This window comes from Flavobacterium sp. HNIBRBA15423 (genome assembly GCF_052655965.1).
This window is the reverse complement of sequence record NZ_CP199751.1, coordinates 3,750,904-3,767,884: the sequence shown is the minus strand read 5'-3', so window position 1 is coordinate 3,767,884 and position 16,981 is coordinate 3,750,904. Positions and strand designations below refer to the sequence as shown.

The following is a 16,981-nucleotide window of genomic DNA, read 5'->3' as shown; positions in this document are numbered from 1 at the left end:
TCTGTATTTTTATTTTTTACCTAATAAAATAACAAGAAATAATAATTATTTATTTTTTTGAAGAAGAATTTTAATTTTAATTTTAAAATTTTAACACTAAAAAAACAGTTAATTACACAAAAAATAAGAAAATCATACAAGAATGTTATTTTATTAAAAAATCCAATTTTTTTTTAACTTTTTTTTTAGACAAAATTTGCACTCGTTTAAAAAACATGTTTTTATGAAAAAGATTTTTTACTATTCACTGGTATTTTTATTAGTTTTAAATTCCTTTCAGGGATATTCACAAACAAAGTTCAAAGGTGTTGTTAAAGATGATAGAGAAAAACTTTCTTTATTTGGAGCATTAGTATCTATTAAAGCAGATGGAACTTCATCTGTAGATCAAGCTTCAGTAGATTTTGACGGAAGTTTTCAAGTAATTACTACAAAAACTTTTGGAACAGTTGAAATTTCAATGAATGGATTTATAACAAAATCGATTCCTTTTTATGGTAAAGGAGATGAGTCTACAATTGATTTAGGAGTAATTTATTTAGAAGAAAATACAGTTACTGAAAGAGATATTATAGTAACTACATCGAGTATTGACGTTATTAAAGATAGAAAAACACCTATTTCTTCTTCAACAATGAGAAATTATGAAATGCGTGAAAAAGCATCTAATAAAGATTTTATCGAATTAACAAGTCAAATGCCAGGAGTTTATACTTCTAGAGTAGGTGGTGGATATGGAGATACTAGAATGAATGTTAGAGGTTTTGAGCAAAACAATATTTCTCCAATGATTGATGGTATTCCAGTATATGATTTAGAAGCAGGTATTGTTGACTGGGCAAATATTGCTTCAATGAATGATGTCGCTTCATCAATTCAGTTACAAAGAGGATTAGGAGCTTCTAAGCTAGTTAATTCATCTGTAGCTGGTACCATGAATATGATTTTAAGAAATGCGAATTATGATAAAGGAGGATTTTTATATAATTCAACAGGTAATGATGGATATAGAAAATTTGTAGGTTCTTATGCTACAGGTTTGTTGCAAAGTGGTTTTTCAGCAAATGTTTTATTAAGTTTAACTTCAGGAGATGGATATGTAAAATCTACCAATTTTGAAGCTTATTCATACTATATTGCTTTAGGATTTAAGAAAAAGAAACATGATTTTCAATTTAAAGTTTTTGGATCACCACAATGGCATAATCAAAGAGTTTCAGATATTGCTTTATCAACTTATATTGAAAGAGGTAATGGTGTAGATGACCCAAACTACAAATATAATAGTGATTGGGGTTATTTAAATAATGAAGAATATGCGACAAAAGTAAATTTTGGACATAAACCTTTAGGGATATTTCAATGGGATATCAATTTTACAGATAAAACACAATTATCGGCTAAATTATATGGTTCAAAAGGAACTAGCGGAAGTACAAACTTCTCTGGAGGAATATTAGGACTAAGTTGGGATTATTTTGTTGATGCAAATGGACAAGTAGATTTAAATACAATTAATAGTTTCAATTCTGGTGAACCAACAGATTTACCTTTTTATGGTGTTGTAACTCGTTCTGAAAATTATAATGGTCAATACATCAATTCAATTTGGAATGGAGATCAAGGGAATGGTTTTGTTAGTACAGATACTGGTATTTCTTTATTGTCTGAAATAACAAACCAAACCTTTTATGGTGGAATTATAAACCTAAGTACACAATTAACTAATAATTTAAAATTAAATTATGGTTTAGATGCTAGAAAAACAGTTTATAATAAAACAAGAATTGTAAATGATTTATTTGGAGCAGATGGTTATGATCCTGACTACTATACAACTCCAAGTTTTTCATTGAATACAAATAATACAGCATTACCTGAACCTCTTTTAGATTTTACAAAGAAAAATTTAGGAGCTACTCCAGTAGATTATAAATATGATGCTAAAATTGCTTACTTGGGGTCTTATGCACAAATCGAATATGATATTTGGAAATTAAATTTCTTAGCACAAGGAGGATTTAATAGACAATTTATTCAGAGAGTTAACTATTCTTTAGGAAATTATGCTGAGTCTAATCCAGGTTCAGATGTGTATGATATAGACAATAATACAAGTAATGCTACAAGTGAATTGCCTATTGATGGTTATAATGCGAAATTCGGTGTTAATTTTAATGTTACTTCTAAACATAATGTTTGGGCAAATGCAGGATTTGTTTCAAGACAACCAGTATTCGTAACAGTATATAGTGGTTTAAATAATAATGTTAATCCTTACTATAAAAATGAGAAGTTTAAATCAATTGAAGTTGGTTACGGATTTAGGTCGAGAAGTATTAGTTTAAATATTAGTGCATATTCATCAGATCATAAAGACGCTGAAACACCATATTATAGCCCAGAAGATGGAAATTTTGGTACTACTTCTGGAATTAATAGAGTTAACAGAGGAATAGAGTTAGACATTACTGTTGCTCCAATAAGAAGATTGATTTTAAACGGAACATTGTCGTTAGGAGATTGGAAATATAGTTCTAATGCAATATTTTATGATTTACGCCCAGGAAGTACAACTCCAGTTTCTACATTATACATAAATGATCATAAAATAGGAGGAGCTCCACAACTTATGGCTTCTTTTGGAGCTGATTATGAGTTCTTTAAAAACTTCAGATTTGGGTCTAATATTAAATATGCTGATAAAATGTATGCTTCTCCATCATTGGAAAGATATGACCCAGCTTTCTACGGAGATGATTTTGCTTTTAAATCACCAGTTAGATTACCAAGTTTTGCTGTAGTAGATGCGTTTGCTTCTTATAGATTCAGAATTAACGTAACTAATTTTATAGATTTACGTTTAAATATAGATAATGTATTAAACAGAAAATATATTTCTGAATCAAATACAAGTTATCAAACAAATGGTGTTGATCCTTCTGATGTAAATGGAGCAACTTTTAATGAAAATGGGAATATATATAATGGTATCGCTGGAGGTAACAATGCTTTCTTTGGTTTAGGAAGAACATGGAACTTTACAGTTAGATATGAGTTTTAAATAACATTATGAATTAGTTTTAAAAGAGGTTGTGTTTCGCAACCTCTTTTTTTATATCTATCTTTGTGGTGTGAAAAAAAATCAATATAACAAATGGTTATCCTTATTAACAATTCCATTTCAAATGGCATTTGTAATTTTTATATTTAACTACTTAGGAGCTTTTTTAGATGATAAATATCAGACAAATTACCTAGAAAATGTAATAACTTTGTTAGGCGTTTTTATATCACTTTATTTTGTTATTAAACAAGTAAATCAAATCAATAAAGAAGACTCATGAAATTAGATAGAGCCTTATATTTACAGTTTATACTATTTATAATTGTAATTTTTTTAGCCAATATGTTATTAGTTTCTGTTTTTCAGTTAGAAACAAAATTTGAAAAAACAACTTACTCTTTAAGCAAAATGCTTGTTTTTTTTACGATTTCCAGTCTTGTTTTATTACTAATTCATGACTTTATACGCTATAAGAATAAAGATAGTTTAGGATATGTTTTTATGGTTACGCTAACAATTAAAGTAATTTTCTCTTATTTTTTTATTGCTCCAGTATTAAATGCAACAGTTGTAAATAGTTTTGAAAAAACTTACTTTTTTTGTTTATTCCTTATCTATTTATTTATAGATGTCTATTTTACAGCAAGATTATTAAACAAAAAGACATAAAAGATAAAAAAAATAGCAAATTCACAAAAAAAAGTATTTTAGAAACTTGAAATATTAATTAAAATTGTACTTTTGCAAAAATTTTTAACGACCGTAAAAAGAACATTTTATAACGTTATGGTGATTTCAAAAAGACCACTTCATTTATTTGTAGCTTTCGCACTTGCGATTGTACCTTTTTTTAGCTCAGCTAATACAGTTTTAGATTCTGCTCAAGTAGTTGTTGAAGAAACTCACGAATCTCATGTTGAAGGACATGAAACGGAAGAGCCTTTATCAAAAAAAGATAAAGTTAATGCTTATATCGAACATCACTTACAAGACTCTCATGATTTTAATTTCTTTTCTGATGAAGAAAAAGGAATGCATTATGGTTTTTCCTTGCCTGTAATTTTGTTTGATAATGGGTTGCAAGTTTTTTCTTCTTCAAAATTACATCATGGAGAGACTGTTGCTGAAAATAATGGAAATTATTACAAATTATACCATGGTAAAATTTATAAAACAGATGCATCAGGTGAATTAACCTTTGATGAACATCATCATCCAATTAATGATAAACCATTAGATTTTTCAATTACGAAAAATGTGGTTTCTATGTTGTTCACTTCTGCTTTGCTATTGTTTATGTTTATTGGGTTAGCAAAATCTTATAAAAAAGGACCTATTCCTACAGGTTTTGGTAGAGTTTTAGAGCCACTTATCATTTTTATTCGTGAAGAAATTGCAATTCCAAACATTGGTGAAAAAAAATATAGAAAATTCATGGGTTTTTTATTAACTGTGTTTTTCTTTATTTGGTTGTTAAATTTATTAGGAATGACTCCGCTAGGAATTAATGTGACAGGTAATATAGCAGTAACTGTATGTTTAGCTTTATTTACTTTCTTAATTACTCAATTTAGTGCTAATAAAGATTATTGGAAACATATTTTTTGGATGCCTGGAGTTCCAATACCAATGAAAATAATATTAATGCCAATCGAATTATTAGGAACATTAACAAAGCCTTTCGCATTATTGATTCGTTTGTTTGCCAATATTACTGCGGGACACGTAGTAATCATGAGTTTGATTGCAATGATATTTGTGGGCAAAAATCTTGCAGCAGATATGCCAATCTCATTAGCATTGACTTTATTTATTTCAATTATTGAGATTTTAGTTGCATTTTTGCAAGCGTTTATATTTACAATGTTATCTTCTTTGTTTATAGGAATGGCTGTTCAAGATCATCATCATGATGAACACCATAGTGAGGATTTATTAGGAGATCATGATAATGCAATTGTTTAATTAGAATTTTTTGTTTAATAATTATATAAATCAATTTTTATGTACAATTTAATTGGAGCTGGTTTAGTAGTAATCGGTGCAGGTTTAGGTTTAGGTAAAATCGGTGGGTCTGCAATGGATGCTATCGCTCGTCAGCCAGAAGCTGCTGGTAAAATTCAAACTGCGATGATTATTATCGCAGCTTTATTAGAAGGTTTAGCATTTGCTGCTTTAATCTTAGGAAAATAATAAAGAACAAAAAAACATTACCTGTGACGGTTGGTCACAGGTAATGTTTTAAAAAAGAATTATTTTTAAACATATATTTTCAAAAAATGGATAAGTTAATTAACGATTTTTCATTTGGTTTATTTTTTTGGCAAGCACTTATTTTACTAATATTGATTTTTTTATTAGTTAAATTTGCATGGAAGCCTATTATGAATGCTATTAATGAGCGTGAAGAAGGAATTAATAATGCTTTATTAGCAGCTGAGAATGCTAAAAAAGATATGCAAAACCTAAAAGCTGATAACGAAAAATTATTAGCAGAAGCTCGTGCAGAAAGAGATACTATGATTAAAGAAGCACGTGAAATCAAAGAAAAAATGATTGCAGAAGCTAAAGGAGAAGCACAAGCACAAGGAGAAAGAATGATTGCTCAAGCAAAAGCAACTATTGAAGGAGAGAAAAATGCAGCTATGGCTGAAATTAAATCTCAAGTTTCTTCTTTATCTTTAGAAATTGCAGAAAAAATATTAAAAGGAGAATTAGCTAACAATGATGCTCAAACTAAATTAGTTGAGAAAATGTTAGATGATGCTAAATTAAATTAAGTATGGCAACAAGTAGAGCAGCTATTCGATATGCTAAAGCTATTCTTGATATTGCTAAAGCAAATAACACTACAGTAAATGTAAATGACGATATGTTGCATATTGTTAATACTGTAAATGAAAGTAAAGAATTAAAAGATTTTTTACAAAGTCCTGTTGTAAAAGGACCTGCTAAATTTGCTGCGATATCAGAAGTTTTTGCTTCTGCACAAGATGAAACAAAAGGATTATTTCGTTTACTACAAGAAAATAGTAGATTTGAAATTTTATCTGCAATTGCTTCTCAATATAATTCATTGTTCGACGAATTAAATAATGTAGAAACAGCTATTGTTACAACAGCTTTTCCTATAACAACTGATTTAGAAGCAAAAGTATTAGCTAAGATTGCTACTTTTTCAAATAAAAAAATAACACTTAGAAATAATGTAGATCCAGCAATAATTGGTGGTTTTATCTTACGAATAGGTGACAAACAGTACAATGCTTCTGTTGCAAATAGTTTGCAACAATTAAAAAGAGAGTTTAGTAATTAATAATAGTGATCGCACTTCTTTAAGTGTTAAAATTATAAATTAAAATGGCTGAAATTAAACCTGCTGAGATATCAGCAATATTAAAAAAGCAATTATCAGGTTTTCAATCTGGTACTTCATTAGAAGAAGTTGGAACAGTACTTCAAGTTGGTGATGGTATTGCACGTGTTTACGGATTGTCAAATGCTCAATACGGTGAATTAGTTCAATTCGATAACGGATTAGAAGCTATCGTTTTGAACTTAGAAGAAGATAATGTTGGTGTGGTATTATTAGGTCCTTCTACAGGAATTAGAGAAGGTTCAAATGTAAAAAGAACACAACGTATTGCTTCTCTTAAAGTAGGTGAAGAAATCGTAGGTCGTGTTGTAGATACATTAGGTAATCCAATCGATGGTAAAGGTGCAATAGGTGGTGAATTATATGAAATGCCATTAGAAAGAAAAGCTCCTGGAGTTATCTTTCGTCAACCAGTAACAGAACCATTACAAACAGGTATTAAAGCAATCGATGCAATGATTCCAGTAGGTAGAGGTCAACGTGAGTTAGTTATTGGTGACCGTCAAACTGGTAAAACAACAGTTTGTATCGATACTATCTTAAATCAAAAAGAATTTTACGATGCTGGAAAACCAGTATATTGTATATATGTAGCTGTAGGTCAAAAAGCATCTACAGTTGCTGCAATTGCAAAAACATTAGAAGAAAAAGGAGCAATGGCTTATACAGTTATTGTTGCTGCAAATGCTTCTGATCCTGCTGCAATGCAAGTGTATGCTCCATTTGCTGGTGCATCTATAGGAGAATATTTCCGTGATACAGGTCGTCCTGCTTTAATCATTTATGATGATTTATCTAAGCAAGCGGTTGCTTATCGTGAAGTATCTTTATTATTAAGAAGACCACCAGGACGTGAAGCATATCCTGGAGACGTTTTCTATCTTCACTCAAGATTATTAGAACGTGCTGCTAAGGTGATTGCAGATGATGATATCGCTAAAAACATGAATGACTTACCTGATTCGTTAAAACCAATCGTTAAAGGTGGAGGTTCATTAACCGCTTTACCAATTATTGAAACACAAGCAGGTGACGTTTCTGCTTATATTCCTACAAATGTAATTTCGATTACAGATGGTCAGATTTTCCTTGATGGAGATTTATTTAATTCTGGTGTACGTCCAGCAATTAATGTTGGTATTTCTGTATCACGTGTTGGAGGTAATGCTCAAATTAAATCAATGAAGAAAGTAGCTGGTACATTAAAATTAGACCAAGCACAATATCGTGAGCTTGAAGCTTTCGCTAAATTTGGTTCAGATTTAGATGCTGTTACTTTAAATGTAATTGAAAAGGGAAAACGTAACGTTGAAATTTTAAAACAAGCAGTTAATGATCCATTTACTGTAGAAGATCAGGTTGCAATTATTTACGCTGGTTCAAAAAATTTATTAAAAGAGGTTCCAGTTGAAAAAGTAAAAGAATTTGAAAGAGATTTCTTATCTTATTTAAATGCAAAACATAGAGATATTTTAGATGCTTTAAAAGCAGGTAAGTTTGATGATAATATTACCGATGTTTTAGCAAAAGTGGCTAAAGAAATTTCTGCAAAATATTAATTTATTAGGTGAAAAGTAATTAGTGAATAGAACTAGTTTTACAAAAGCAACTAATCACTAATTACTAATCACTAAATTACTCATACAAAATGGCAAACTTAAAGGAAATTAGAAATAGAATTAGTTCCGTTTCATCTACGATGCAGATTACATCGGCAATGAAAATGGTTTCTGCTGCAAAGCTTAAAAAAGCGCAAGATGCTATTACTGCAATGCGTCCTTATGCAGAAAAATTAACGGAATTATTACAAAACTTAAGTGCTACTCTCGATGGTAATACAGGAGGAGCTTTTGCTGAACAAAGAGAAATAAATAAAGTTCTTGTTGTTGCTATAACGTCAAATAGAGGATTGTGTGGCGCATTTAATTCTAATATAATTAAGGAAGTTAAAAGTAGAGCTGAGTTTTATAAAGGAAAAACTGTAGATGTTTTTGCTATTGGTAAAAAAGGGAATGACGTTTTAAAGAAAACTAATAAAGTTATCGATAATCAAAGTGCTATTTTTGATAGTTTAACTTTCGAAAATGTATCCGCTATCGCTGAAGTTTTGATGGATAAATTTGTAGCTGGTGAATATGATAAAATTGAATTAGTTTATAATCATTTTAAAAATGCTGCTACACAAATTGTAAAAACGGAACAATTTTTACCTTTAGCTCCTATAACTGGAGGAGAAGCTATTCCTTCTGATTATATTTTTGAACCTTCTAAAGAAGAAATTGTATTAACATTGATTCCAAAATCTTTAAAAACACAATTATATAAAGGAGTTAGGGATTCATTCGCATCAGAACACGGGGCTAGAATGACAGCAATGCATAAAGCTACTGATAACGCAACTGAATTAAGAAATCAATTGAAATTAACATATAATAAAGCTCGTCAAGCAGCGATTACTGGAGAAATTCTTGAAATTGTTGGAGGAGCTGAAGCTTTAAATAGTTAATTAAAAATAAATTAAAGACTTATTGTAAGGCTATTTGGATTTCCAAATAGCCTTTTTTTCTTTATATTTGATATATGTAAAATTTTTTTTGATTGAATTTTTTTCAAAAATGTAACTTTAACAAAGTTTTTGCGTATAATTAAGAACAATATAACAATCAATCAATGTCAAAAGAAAGTTTTAATTGGAAGAGTTTATTCATAAATGAATTAGAAAATTCCACTAAAAAAGAAGAGTCATCAAAGATAAACCCATCAAATCAAGCGATACATACTGCTACGCAAACAAATAAATTTCCTGAAGAGAAAATTGCTCAATCTACAAATGATACTTTCGCAAATCCATTTGTAAACGAAATTTTGGGAGTTTATGAAAAAGGATTTGAATCTTTAAATTTAAGTGATTTTGATTTTTTTGAAATGTATAAATCTGTAGTTGCCGTTGGAATTACTAATCCACAAAGCTATCAAATGGCTTTTACAATGGGAAAATCAATTAAACCAGATTTAACAAAAGAGTATTTATTAGAGAAATCAAAGTTTTATATTGAAGAAATTAATAAAGTTCATACAAAATACGATTCTACTGGAAATGCTAAAAAACAAGATTTAACTAGCTTAGTTCAGAAAGAAAAGGAATCTTTAACAGTTTCTATTAATGATTTAGAAGCAAAAATTCTCCAAATTCAACAAGAATTGCAAGAAAAGAAAACTTTGTTAGCTAACATTGATAGTAAAAATGAAAACGAATTAAAAGAACTTCATTTAAAAATAGAAGCTAATAATTTTGCAAAACAAAAAATTGTAGACTCAATTAATTTAGTAATAAGTGGTATCAATCAATATCTATAAATCAACATGAATAAATACGAACAAGAGAAGAGTACTTTACTAGAATTGCCTATTTTAAAGCACTTTGATGAATCTAAAGGAGAAATAGCATTAAATGCAAACACGCTAAAAAAAGGGGAAAAAGGGTTGTTTTGGGTAATTGCTTTAGGGCTTTTAGGAATTGGAGGTTATTTAACATGGACTTATATTATTCCACCTTTATTTACAATGTTAGGACAAGTTATTGCACTTTCTGCAACAGCAATTTTCCTGATTTTTTTAGTAATGATGTTTCCTGTTATAATGAAAGCACTTCGTTTTGCTACAAAAAACTTACATAAAGCGCTTATTCAAAGCAATCCATTTAATGAATTGGAAGAGCAGAAAAAGAAAATGGTAAAAAATAGGGAAGTTTTTAAGAATACTAAAGCAAAGTTAAAAGGACTTAAAAATGAAATGGAAATGGAAGCTTCTAAATCTGAAAAGGAAGCAGCAAATTACCAAGAAGAACTGTTAAGTTTACAACGTCAAGCTGAAAAACTGAAAACAGCAATGGATGAAATGGTAAGAATTAATGGTGCTGCTGCAAAAGATACTGATGAGTATGTAGCTTTACAAAGTGAATTGGCTAAAAAATTAAGTAACTCACAACGTATTTCTAACCAATATGAACAAAGCAAAAGTTTCATTCAAAAATATGGAGTAAGAGCAAATGTTCTAGGTAAAATGGATAGAAAGTTAACTCTTGCAGGAACAGCAATCGATATTAAAATTGCCGATTTTGATGCTACAATTACCATGCTTAGAAAAGAGTATGAATTTGCTAAAAATGCAAAAGCAGCTACAGAAAGTGCAAAAAATGCAATGATGTTCACCAAAGATTGGGAATTAGAATATGCCTTAGAAGTAGTAACATCTACTATAGCTCAAGATATTGCTAGAACATCTGAAAATTTATTAGATATTGATACATTAACTTCTCAATATTCTGTGGATAATGACGAATTATACTCGCGTTTGGATTCTTTGGCAGACAAAATCAAAACAGGAGACAATACCATTCCTGATTCAACAAAATACACGAATCCAAACTACAAAATGTCTAAAGAAGACAAGCAAAATGCAGGTGGATTTGGAGATATATTTTAACTAACTAAAAACTAAATTATTTATATAAAATGGGAAAGATTCTTAGAACAAATAAGCTAACCACATTTTCAGAATTACTTATTGTTATTTTAGGTATCGGTGGAATTTTAGGTGCTATCTATTTTTTATCTCCTGGACTTAGAACTGAAGTTTCAAAAAAATTAGATGGTATCGAATTAAATGATACAGATGTGAACAATGTTGTAAATGCAGATAAAATTGAATTACCTTCTAAAGAAATTTCTAACGAAGTTGCTAATAAACCAAAAGTAAGAATTGCTGGTTATGCATGGAATGCACAGTCTGGAATGATTGTTTCAAATGGTGGACCAAAAACAACAAAAGGTTCGTTAATGGAGAAAAATGGTGTAAATCTTGAAATCATTCGTCAAGACTGGTTGTCAGAATTACGTAACATGCAAATGAAATTTATTGAAGAATTTGATCAAGGAGCAAAGTTTCCTACATCAGATAAAAGTGCATTTGCAGTAATGATTATGGGTGATGGTGCTCCGTTTTACATCAGTTCTGTTCAAAAGTCATTAGATGAGAAATATGGTAAAGATAAATACCATTTACAAGTTATGGGAGCAGTTGGAATGAGCTATGGTGAAGATAAATTAATTGGACCACCAAGTTGGAAATCAGATCCACAAACAATGAAAGGTTCTGTAATTTCAGCTGTATTAGGAGATGGTGACTGGGTAACAACTGTAAATTACTGTTTTGCCAATGGTTTAAAAGTAAATCCAGATCCTACAACTTATGATGCAGACGCAGTAAACATCTATCCTTCTGAAAATGACGATTATATTAAGTCAGCTGAAGAATTAATCAAATCACAAACTACAGGTTGGACTGTTTCTTTGAAAGAAGTATCTAATGGTAAACTAACAGGAAAATCAGTAAATAGAAAAATTGATGGTTGTGCAACATGGACACCAGGAGATAAAACAGTTTTTGATAAATTATCAGGTTTTGTAGATATTGTTTCTACTAAAGAATTCAATAACCAAATGCCAACCGTTTTAATTGGGTTAAAAGAATGGGCTTCACAAAATCCAGAAATAGTTTCAAATATCTTAAAATCAGCTTTAACAGCTTCGAATCAAATGAAAAATTACGATGATTGGAGAGTTAGAGCATCTGAAGCAGTAACAGACACCTACCAAATGGAAACTCCTAAATATTGGTATGATATGTTCAAAGGGCAACAAGGAACTAAAAACGGTTTAACTTACAATATGGGTGGATCAAAGGTATTTAATTATGCAGATGCTATGCAATACTTTGGATTATCAGATGGAGTAAATAGATATAAATCAGTTTATACTCAAGTTTCTAATTATTTAACAGAATTAAATCCTTTTGGATTTAATGAAAATGTAGGTAAAGTTTCAGCTTATGAAGATGCAGTAAATTTATTTTATTTAAAAAGCATTAATGATATTCAATCAACAGCTCCTGAAAAAGCAGATTATACAGAACAAGCTACTGAAGTAATGGCTTCTGGTGAATGGAGAATTAATTTTAATACAGGAAGTGCACAAATTTCGAATAGCTCGTCAAGCGAATTAGAGAAAATTTATAATCTTTTAATTCAGGCTGAAAACACAAAATTAACTATTGTAGGTCACACAGATAATGTAGGGAATCCAAATTCAAACTTACTATTATCTAAAAACAGAGCAGAATCTGTTGTAGATTATTTAAGAAAAAAAGGAATTCCTTTAAACCGTTTCCAAATGATTGATGGAAAAGGATCTAATGAACCAACCGCAGACAATAGTACTGCTGAAGGTAAAGCAAAAAATAGAAGAGTAGTAATTACTTTATTAAAATAATAAAATAAAAAGAGCTATTAAATTTTTAGTAGCTCTTTTTTTATAAATAAGATGATAAAACTAATCACCCCTTTTCAGACTATTTCAAAATCTAAGAAAACAATAATTCTTAGTGTTTGGATTGTACTTCTGTTGATTCTATGGTTTGTAGGAACCTCAGGAGAAAAACATTTGTTTCCAAATCCACAACAAGTATTTAAAGGATTTTCAGAATTGTATAATGAAGGTTTGGTTGTCCATATTTTCAATTCATTGAAATTATGTTTTCTATCTATATTTTTAGCTACAACAATAGCGTTGTTGTTTGCTTATAGTTGGCCAATACCGCTAATCAAGCCAGTTGCCGAATTTGTAACTAAATTTCGTTTTTTACCTTTTACAGGTTTGTCTTTTTATGTAGCTATGGTTATTCATGATGCAAGAAATATGCAAATTTGGATTATGGTTATTTTCCTAACTACTTTTTTAACTACATCATTAATTTCAGTTGTAAAAGATATTCCTCAAGAAGAATTTGATCATGCAAAAACCTTAAAATGTAACCGTTTTGAAGTATTATGGCAAGTTATTGTCTTGGGAAGATTGGATTATGTAATTGATGTTATTCGTCAAAATTTAGCCATCACTTGGATGATGTTAGTAACTGTTGAGTCAATTGTAGTAGCTTCTGGAGGACTTGGATTTTTAATCAAAAACTCCGATAAATTCATGAATCATGGTAGAATCATTGCCTTACAAATCATTATTTTATTAATTGGGTTATCCTTAGACTGGTTTATTAACTTTTTAAGAAGAGCACTGTTTAGATACTCTAAAATATAAATTTATGAATTTCGAATATAAAGAAACGCTTTTATATGTGGAAAATCTTAGTGTTGCTTATGATGACACTATTATTATTAAAGATATAAATTTAGTAGAAAAAGACGTTGTTCGTCAAGATCATAACAGTACATCACAAGTAATTGCAATTGTAGGACGTTCAGGTAGAGGAAAATCTACTTTTTTTAAAGCTTTAACAGGTTTGGTTCAGCCAAGAACGGGTAAGATTCTAATCAAGGATTTTAATAGTACAGAAGCAGCAGCTGCTAAAGAAATTAAAGAAGGAGATATAGGTTTTGTAGATCAAAAATACACCTTGTTTAGACATAAAACAGTGCATCAAACTTTAAAATTTGCTTTGCGAAAAACGACATTGAGTGATAGCGAAAAAGAAGAAAAAATAATTGAATATTTACATAAATGGGGTTTAGATAATTTTGCAAATAAATATCCAAACGAACTTTCTGGCGGTCAAAGACAACGTACGGCTATTATTGAACAACTTTTTTCTTCAGATCAATTTATTGTTATGGATGAACCTTTTTCAGGTTTAGATGTGGGGAATATTATTGAAGTAAAAAAGTCATTTGATTTATTAAATTCAACTTCAGAATATAATACTATTATTTTCTCCACACACGATATTGAACTAGCTGTAGAATTAGCACAAGTAATTTATGTAATTGGTTACCCAACAGTAAATGGTGAAAAGCAAAATTATGGTTCTATTGTAGGAAAATACGATTTAAGAGAGTTAGGCTTAGCTTGGCAAGAATTTGGTGAAGAACATTTACATTTAACCAAGCAAATCATCAATCAGATGATGCTTTCGTAGTTTTATGACATTTACAAAAGAATATATCACAGATCTTAAAAATGCTACAACAATTATCTTAGCAATTTCTGATGCTTTAAATAGTGACGCTAAAACAATTTCTGAATTAAATGAATCGTTGCCTCAAAAAGGAGAAAATAAATTGTTGTTAAAAGCTGAAAAAATCTTTATTTCCGATTTTATCTTTGTGTTTAGTAAGATTAAAAACTTATCTGAAAAAGCACAATTTGGTTTAGCTTACTATTATGATGCTATTAGAAATAGGCATTTTGCTAACGAAAACGATTTGGAAAACCTAAACAAATTGGTTGCCACCAATGCTTTTAAAAGTCATTTTAATAAAATTGTTCAGGATAATATTTTATTTGATTTAGATAAAAGTAAAACTTATTTGTTGAATTATCTAAAACAGAATAAGCACCCAAAATTTGAAGAAGCAAAACAAGCTTTCAATACCTTTTTAAATTTAGTTTGTGATTTTGATGTCCAAAAAAATCAAAATGCAAATGATGTTTTAGGAATCGATTTTAAAATGCATACTGTTCATGAAGTTGAAAACGATTCTTTAGAAAAAGTATTAGATGAACTAAATAGTTTAATAGGATTAGAAAATGTAAAAAAAGATATAGCCGAATTAGTCAATCTTTTAAAAGTACAGCAAAAGAGAACCACTCAAGGTTTAAAAAACATAGAAATAACGTTACACACAGTATTTTTAGGACCACCAGGAACAGGAAAAACTACAGTAGCAAGATTGCTAGGTCGAATTTTCAAGCATTTGGAATTTCTAACAAAAGGGCAAATGATTGAAACCGACAGAGAAGGAATGGTGGCAGGCTATGTAGGTCAAACCGCAACAAAGGTAGATGCAATTGTAGCAGACGCAAAAGGAGGTGTTTTATTTATTGATGAAGCTTATGCTTTAAGCCAAAATTTAGGTAACGATTATGGAGGAGAAGCTATTAATACATTGTTGAAACGAATGGAAGACTTCAGAGAAGACTTTGCAGTAGTTGTGGCAGGTTATGATGAGCCAATGCAAGTTTTTATAGACTCAAATCCAGGTTTGCGTTCACGATTTAATCGTTATTTTCATTTCAATCATTTTTCTCCAGATGAATTGTTTGCCATTTTTGAAATCTATTGTAAAAAAGCTGATTTTATAATTACTGAAGAAGCCCAAGAAAAACTAAAAGATACTTTCGACTTATTATACCAAAAAAGAGATGATAGTTTTGGTAATGCTAGAGTTATCAGAAATATCTTTGAAAAATGTATTCAGCAACAAGCCAATCGAATTGTAAAAATTAAAAGAATAACTAAAAAAGTACTTCGCACTTTAACAGAAGAGGACATTCCAGAACCGATGGAAACCGTAGAACAAGTTTTTTTTAAAAATAAAAATGATAATGAATAAAATTTTTTTAAAAGTAGCTGTATTATTACTAACAACAGCCGTTTTTTCACAAGAAGAAGTAAAAGAAGAAAGTAAAGTAAAAGTAGATTTTTCAGGATATTTAGAAACCTTTTACGGTTATGATTTCAATAAACCAACAACTCCAACACGATTAGGCTGGATTTATAACCATAGCAGACATAATGAATTCAATATTAATATAGGAATGTTACGTTCGACAATAAGCTATGAAAATGTATATGCTAATATTGCCGTTCAAGCAGGTACTTATGTAGATGATAATTATACAGCCGAAAGTTTAAAATTATTTCATGAAGCATATATAGGAGTTTATTTAGATACTAGTAAAAAACATGTAGTTGAAGCAGGAATTATGCCTTCTTATATAGGTTTTGAGTCTTCTTCTACATTTTCTAATTTAACTTTGACACGATCGATAATGGCAGAAAGTTCTCCATTTTATTTTACAGGAGTAAAGTATAATTATGTACCAAATGACAAATGGAGTTTAGCTTTCATTACTACAAATGGTTGGCAACGAATTGAAAAACCAAACAACAAAGCACTACCAACATTTGGAACTCAAGTTGTTTATACACCAAATGAGAAAATGACTTTAAACTGGAGTACTTTTATAGGTGACGAACCAGTTGATGTTGATGTTTTAAGAACTAGATATTTCAATGATATTTACATAGATTATGCATGGAATGATAAATGGAAGACCATTGCAGGATTTGACATGGGTTACCAAAGAAATCTTTCTGGAGACGATTTTCAAGAATGGAAAACACTAACATTAATTACACAATATGCGGTTTCTAATAAATGGAATTTAGCAGCAAGAGCAGAATATTTTGAAGACAAGGAAAATGTAATCGTTGGTATTGGAGCTCCTTTTGAAGTTTTTGGAGCATCATTTAATGTAGATTTTATTCCCAACTCAAAATTAAAATTAAGAACAGAAGCTAAATGGTTTGATTCTAAAGAACCTATTTTCACTAAAGAAACTGGAACATCAACTACCAACTTTTTTGTTGCTACTTCATTAGCATTTGAGTTTTAACAAATCTTTATCATATTATACAAGAGTCAAAGAAATTTGGCTCTTTTTTTATTTTTATATTTGTTGAAA

At 29.7% G+C, this 16,981-nt stretch carries 16 protein-coding genes; all 16 read left to right on the top strand.

What is annotated here, in order from left to right; genetic code table 11:
- Positions 1–223 precede the first annotated feature (223 nt).
- On the top strand, positions 224–3,064 hold the full coding sequence (locus ACULEV_RS16790) for a TonB-dependent receptor (RefSeq protein WP_445456197.1): 2,841 nt from the start codon (positions 224–226) through the stop codon (positions 3,062–3,064).
- 31 nt (positions 3,065–3,095) lie between these two features.
- Positions 3,096–3,347 (top strand): AtpZ/AtpI family protein, encoded by a 252-nt coding sequence (locus ACULEV_RS16785; RefSeq protein WP_445456196.1) that lies wholly within the window; start codon positions 3,096–3,098, stop codon positions 3,345–3,347.
- Positions 3,344–3,736, top strand: coding sequence for a hypothetical protein (locus ACULEV_RS16780; protein WP_445456195.1), 393 nt, complete (start codon positions 3,344–3,346; stop codon positions 3,734–3,736). Before ACULEV_RS16785 ends, ACULEV_RS16780 begins: the two co-directional genes overlap by 4 nt.
- Before the next feature lie 117 nt (positions 3,737–3,853).
- Positions 3,854–5,032: a F0F1 ATP synthase subunit A gene (atpB, locus tag ACULEV_RS16775; RefSeq protein ID WP_445458560.1), complete on the top strand. Its 1,179-nt coding sequence runs from the start codon at positions 3,854–3,856 to the stop codon at positions 5,030–5,032.
- Between the two features lie 39 nt (positions 5,033–5,071).
- Entirely contained in the window at positions 5,072–5,260 is a 189-nt protein-coding gene (atpE, locus tag ACULEV_RS16770; RefSeq protein WP_111566383.1) for an ATP synthase F0 subunit C, read from the top strand.
- An 86-nt stretch (positions 5,261–5,346) separates the two neighbouring features.
- Positions 5,347–5,847 (top strand): F0F1 ATP synthase subunit B, encoded by a 501-nt coding sequence (locus ACULEV_RS16765; RefSeq protein WP_445456194.1) that lies wholly within the window; start codon positions 5,347–5,349, stop codon positions 5,845–5,847.
- Positions 5,848–5,849: 2 nt separating this feature from the next.
- Positions 5,850–6,383: an ATP synthase F1 subunit delta gene (gene atpH, locus ACULEV_RS16760; RefSeq protein WP_445456193.1), complete on the top strand. Its 534-nt coding sequence runs from the start codon at positions 5,850–5,852 to the stop codon at positions 6,381–6,383.
- 44 nt (positions 6,384–6,427) lie between these two features.
- Positions 6,428–8,002: a F0F1 ATP synthase subunit alpha gene (gene atpA / locus ACULEV_RS16755; RefSeq protein WP_445456192.1), complete on the top strand. Its 1,575-nt coding sequence runs from the start codon at positions 6,428–6,430 to the stop codon at positions 8,000–8,002.
- 89 nt (positions 8,003–8,091) lie between these two features.
- A complete protein-coding gene (gene atpG, locus ACULEV_RS16750) occupies positions 8,092–8,949 on the top strand; it encodes an ATP synthase F1 subunit gamma (protein WP_445456191.1) in 858 nt (285 codons plus the stop codon).
- Positions 8,950–9,113: 164 nt separating this feature from the next.
- Positions 9,114–9,800, top strand: coding sequence for a hypothetical protein (locus ACULEV_RS16745; RefSeq protein WP_445456190.1), 687 nt, complete (start codon positions 9,114–9,116; stop codon positions 9,798–9,800).
- Positions 9,801–9,806: 6 nt separating this feature from the next.
- Entirely contained in the window at positions 9,807–10,928 is a 1,122-nt protein-coding gene (locus ACULEV_RS16740) for a hypothetical protein (RefSeq protein WP_445456189.1), read from the top strand.
- A 29-nt stretch (positions 10,929–10,957) separates the two neighbouring features.
- Positions 10,958–12,772 (top strand): OmpA family protein, encoded by a 1,815-nt coding sequence (locus ACULEV_RS16735; protein WP_445456188.1) that lies wholly within the window; start codon positions 10,958–10,960, stop codon positions 12,770–12,772.
- Positions 12,773–12,823: 51 nt separating this feature from the next.
- Positions 12,824–13,594 carry an ABC transporter permease gene (locus ACULEV_RS16730; RefSeq protein ID WP_445456187.1) on the top strand — a complete coding sequence of 257 codons (771 nt, stop codon included), beginning with the start codon at positions 12,824–12,826 and terminating at the stop codon, positions 13,592–13,594.
- A 4-nt stretch (positions 13,595–13,598) separates the two neighbouring features.
- Entirely contained in the window at positions 13,599–14,429 is an 831-nt protein-coding gene (locus ACULEV_RS16725) for an ATP-binding cassette domain-containing protein (protein ID WP_445456186.1), read from the top strand.
- Positions 14,430–14,433: 4 nt separating this feature from the next.
- The gene (locus tag ACULEV_RS16720) at positions 14,434–15,846 is read left to right on the top strand and encodes an AAA family ATPase (RefSeq protein WP_445456185.1); all 1,413 of its coding nucleotides are present in this window, start codon (positions 14,434–14,436) and stop codon (positions 15,844–15,846) included.
- Positions 15,839–16,912 (top strand): porin, encoded by a 1,074-nt coding sequence (locus ACULEV_RS16715; RefSeq protein WP_445456184.1) that lies wholly within the window; start codon positions 15,839–15,841, stop codon positions 16,910–16,912. The genes ACULEV_RS16720 and ACULEV_RS16715 overlap by 8 nt, the downstream gene beginning before the upstream one ends.
- The last annotated feature ends 69 nt before the right edge of the window (positions 16,913–16,981 follow it).

Bases quoted from the DNA above. Each gene is read 5' to 3' on its own strand.
- ACULEV_RS16790 (WP_445456197.1), top strand. From the start codon at position 224: ATGAAAAAGATTTTTTACTATTCACTGGTATTTTTATTAGTTTTAAAT.
- ACULEV_RS16780 (WP_445456195.1), top strand. From the start codon at position 3,344: ATGAAATTAGATAGAGCCTTATATTTACAGTTTATACTATTTATAATT.
- atpB (WP_445458560.1), top strand. From the start codon at position 3,854: ATGGTGATTTCAAAAAGACCACTTCATTTATTTGTAGCTTTCGCACTT.
- atpE (WP_111566383.1), top strand. From the start codon at position 5,072: ATGTACAATTTAATTGGAGCTGGTTTAGTAGTAATCGGTGCAGGTTTA.
- ACULEV_RS16765 (WP_445456194.1), top strand. From the start codon at position 5,347: ATGGATAAGTTAATTAACGATTTTTCATTTGGTTTATTTTTTTGGCAA.
- atpH (WP_445456193.1), top strand. From the start codon at position 5,850: ATGGCAACAAGTAGAGCAGCTATTCGATATGCTAAAGCTATTCTTGAT.
- atpA (WP_445456192.1), top strand. From the start codon at position 6,428: ATGGCTGAAATTAAACCTGCTGAGATATCAGCAATATTAAAAAAGCAA.
- atpG (WP_445456191.1), top strand. From the start codon at position 8,092: ATGGCAAACTTAAAGGAAATTAGAAATAGAATTAGTTCCGTTTCATCT.
- ACULEV_RS16745 (WP_445456190.1), top strand. From the start codon at position 9,114: ATGTCAAAAGAAAGTTTTAATTGGAAGAGTTTATTCATAAATGAATTA.
- ACULEV_RS16740 (WP_445456189.1), top strand. From the start codon at position 9,807: ATGAATAAATACGAACAAGAGAAGAGTACTTTACTAGAATTGCCTATT.
- ACULEV_RS16735 (WP_445456188.1), top strand. From the start codon at position 10,958: ATGGGAAAGATTCTTAGAACAAATAAGCTAACCACATTTTCAGAATTA.
- ACULEV_RS16730 (WP_445456187.1), top strand. From the start codon at position 12,824: ATGATAAAACTAATCACCCCTTTTCAGACTATTTCAAAATCTAAGAAA.
- ACULEV_RS16725 (WP_445456186.1), top strand. From the start codon at position 13,599: ATGAATTTCGAATATAAAGAAACGCTTTTATATGTGGAAAATCTTAGT.
- ACULEV_RS16720 (WP_445456185.1), top strand. From the start codon at position 14,434: ATGACATTTACAAAAGAATATATCACAGATCTTAAAAATGCTACAACA.
- ACULEV_RS16715 (WP_445456184.1), top strand. From the start codon at position 15,839: ATGAATAAAATTTTTTTAAAAGTAGCTGTATTATTACTAACAACAGCC.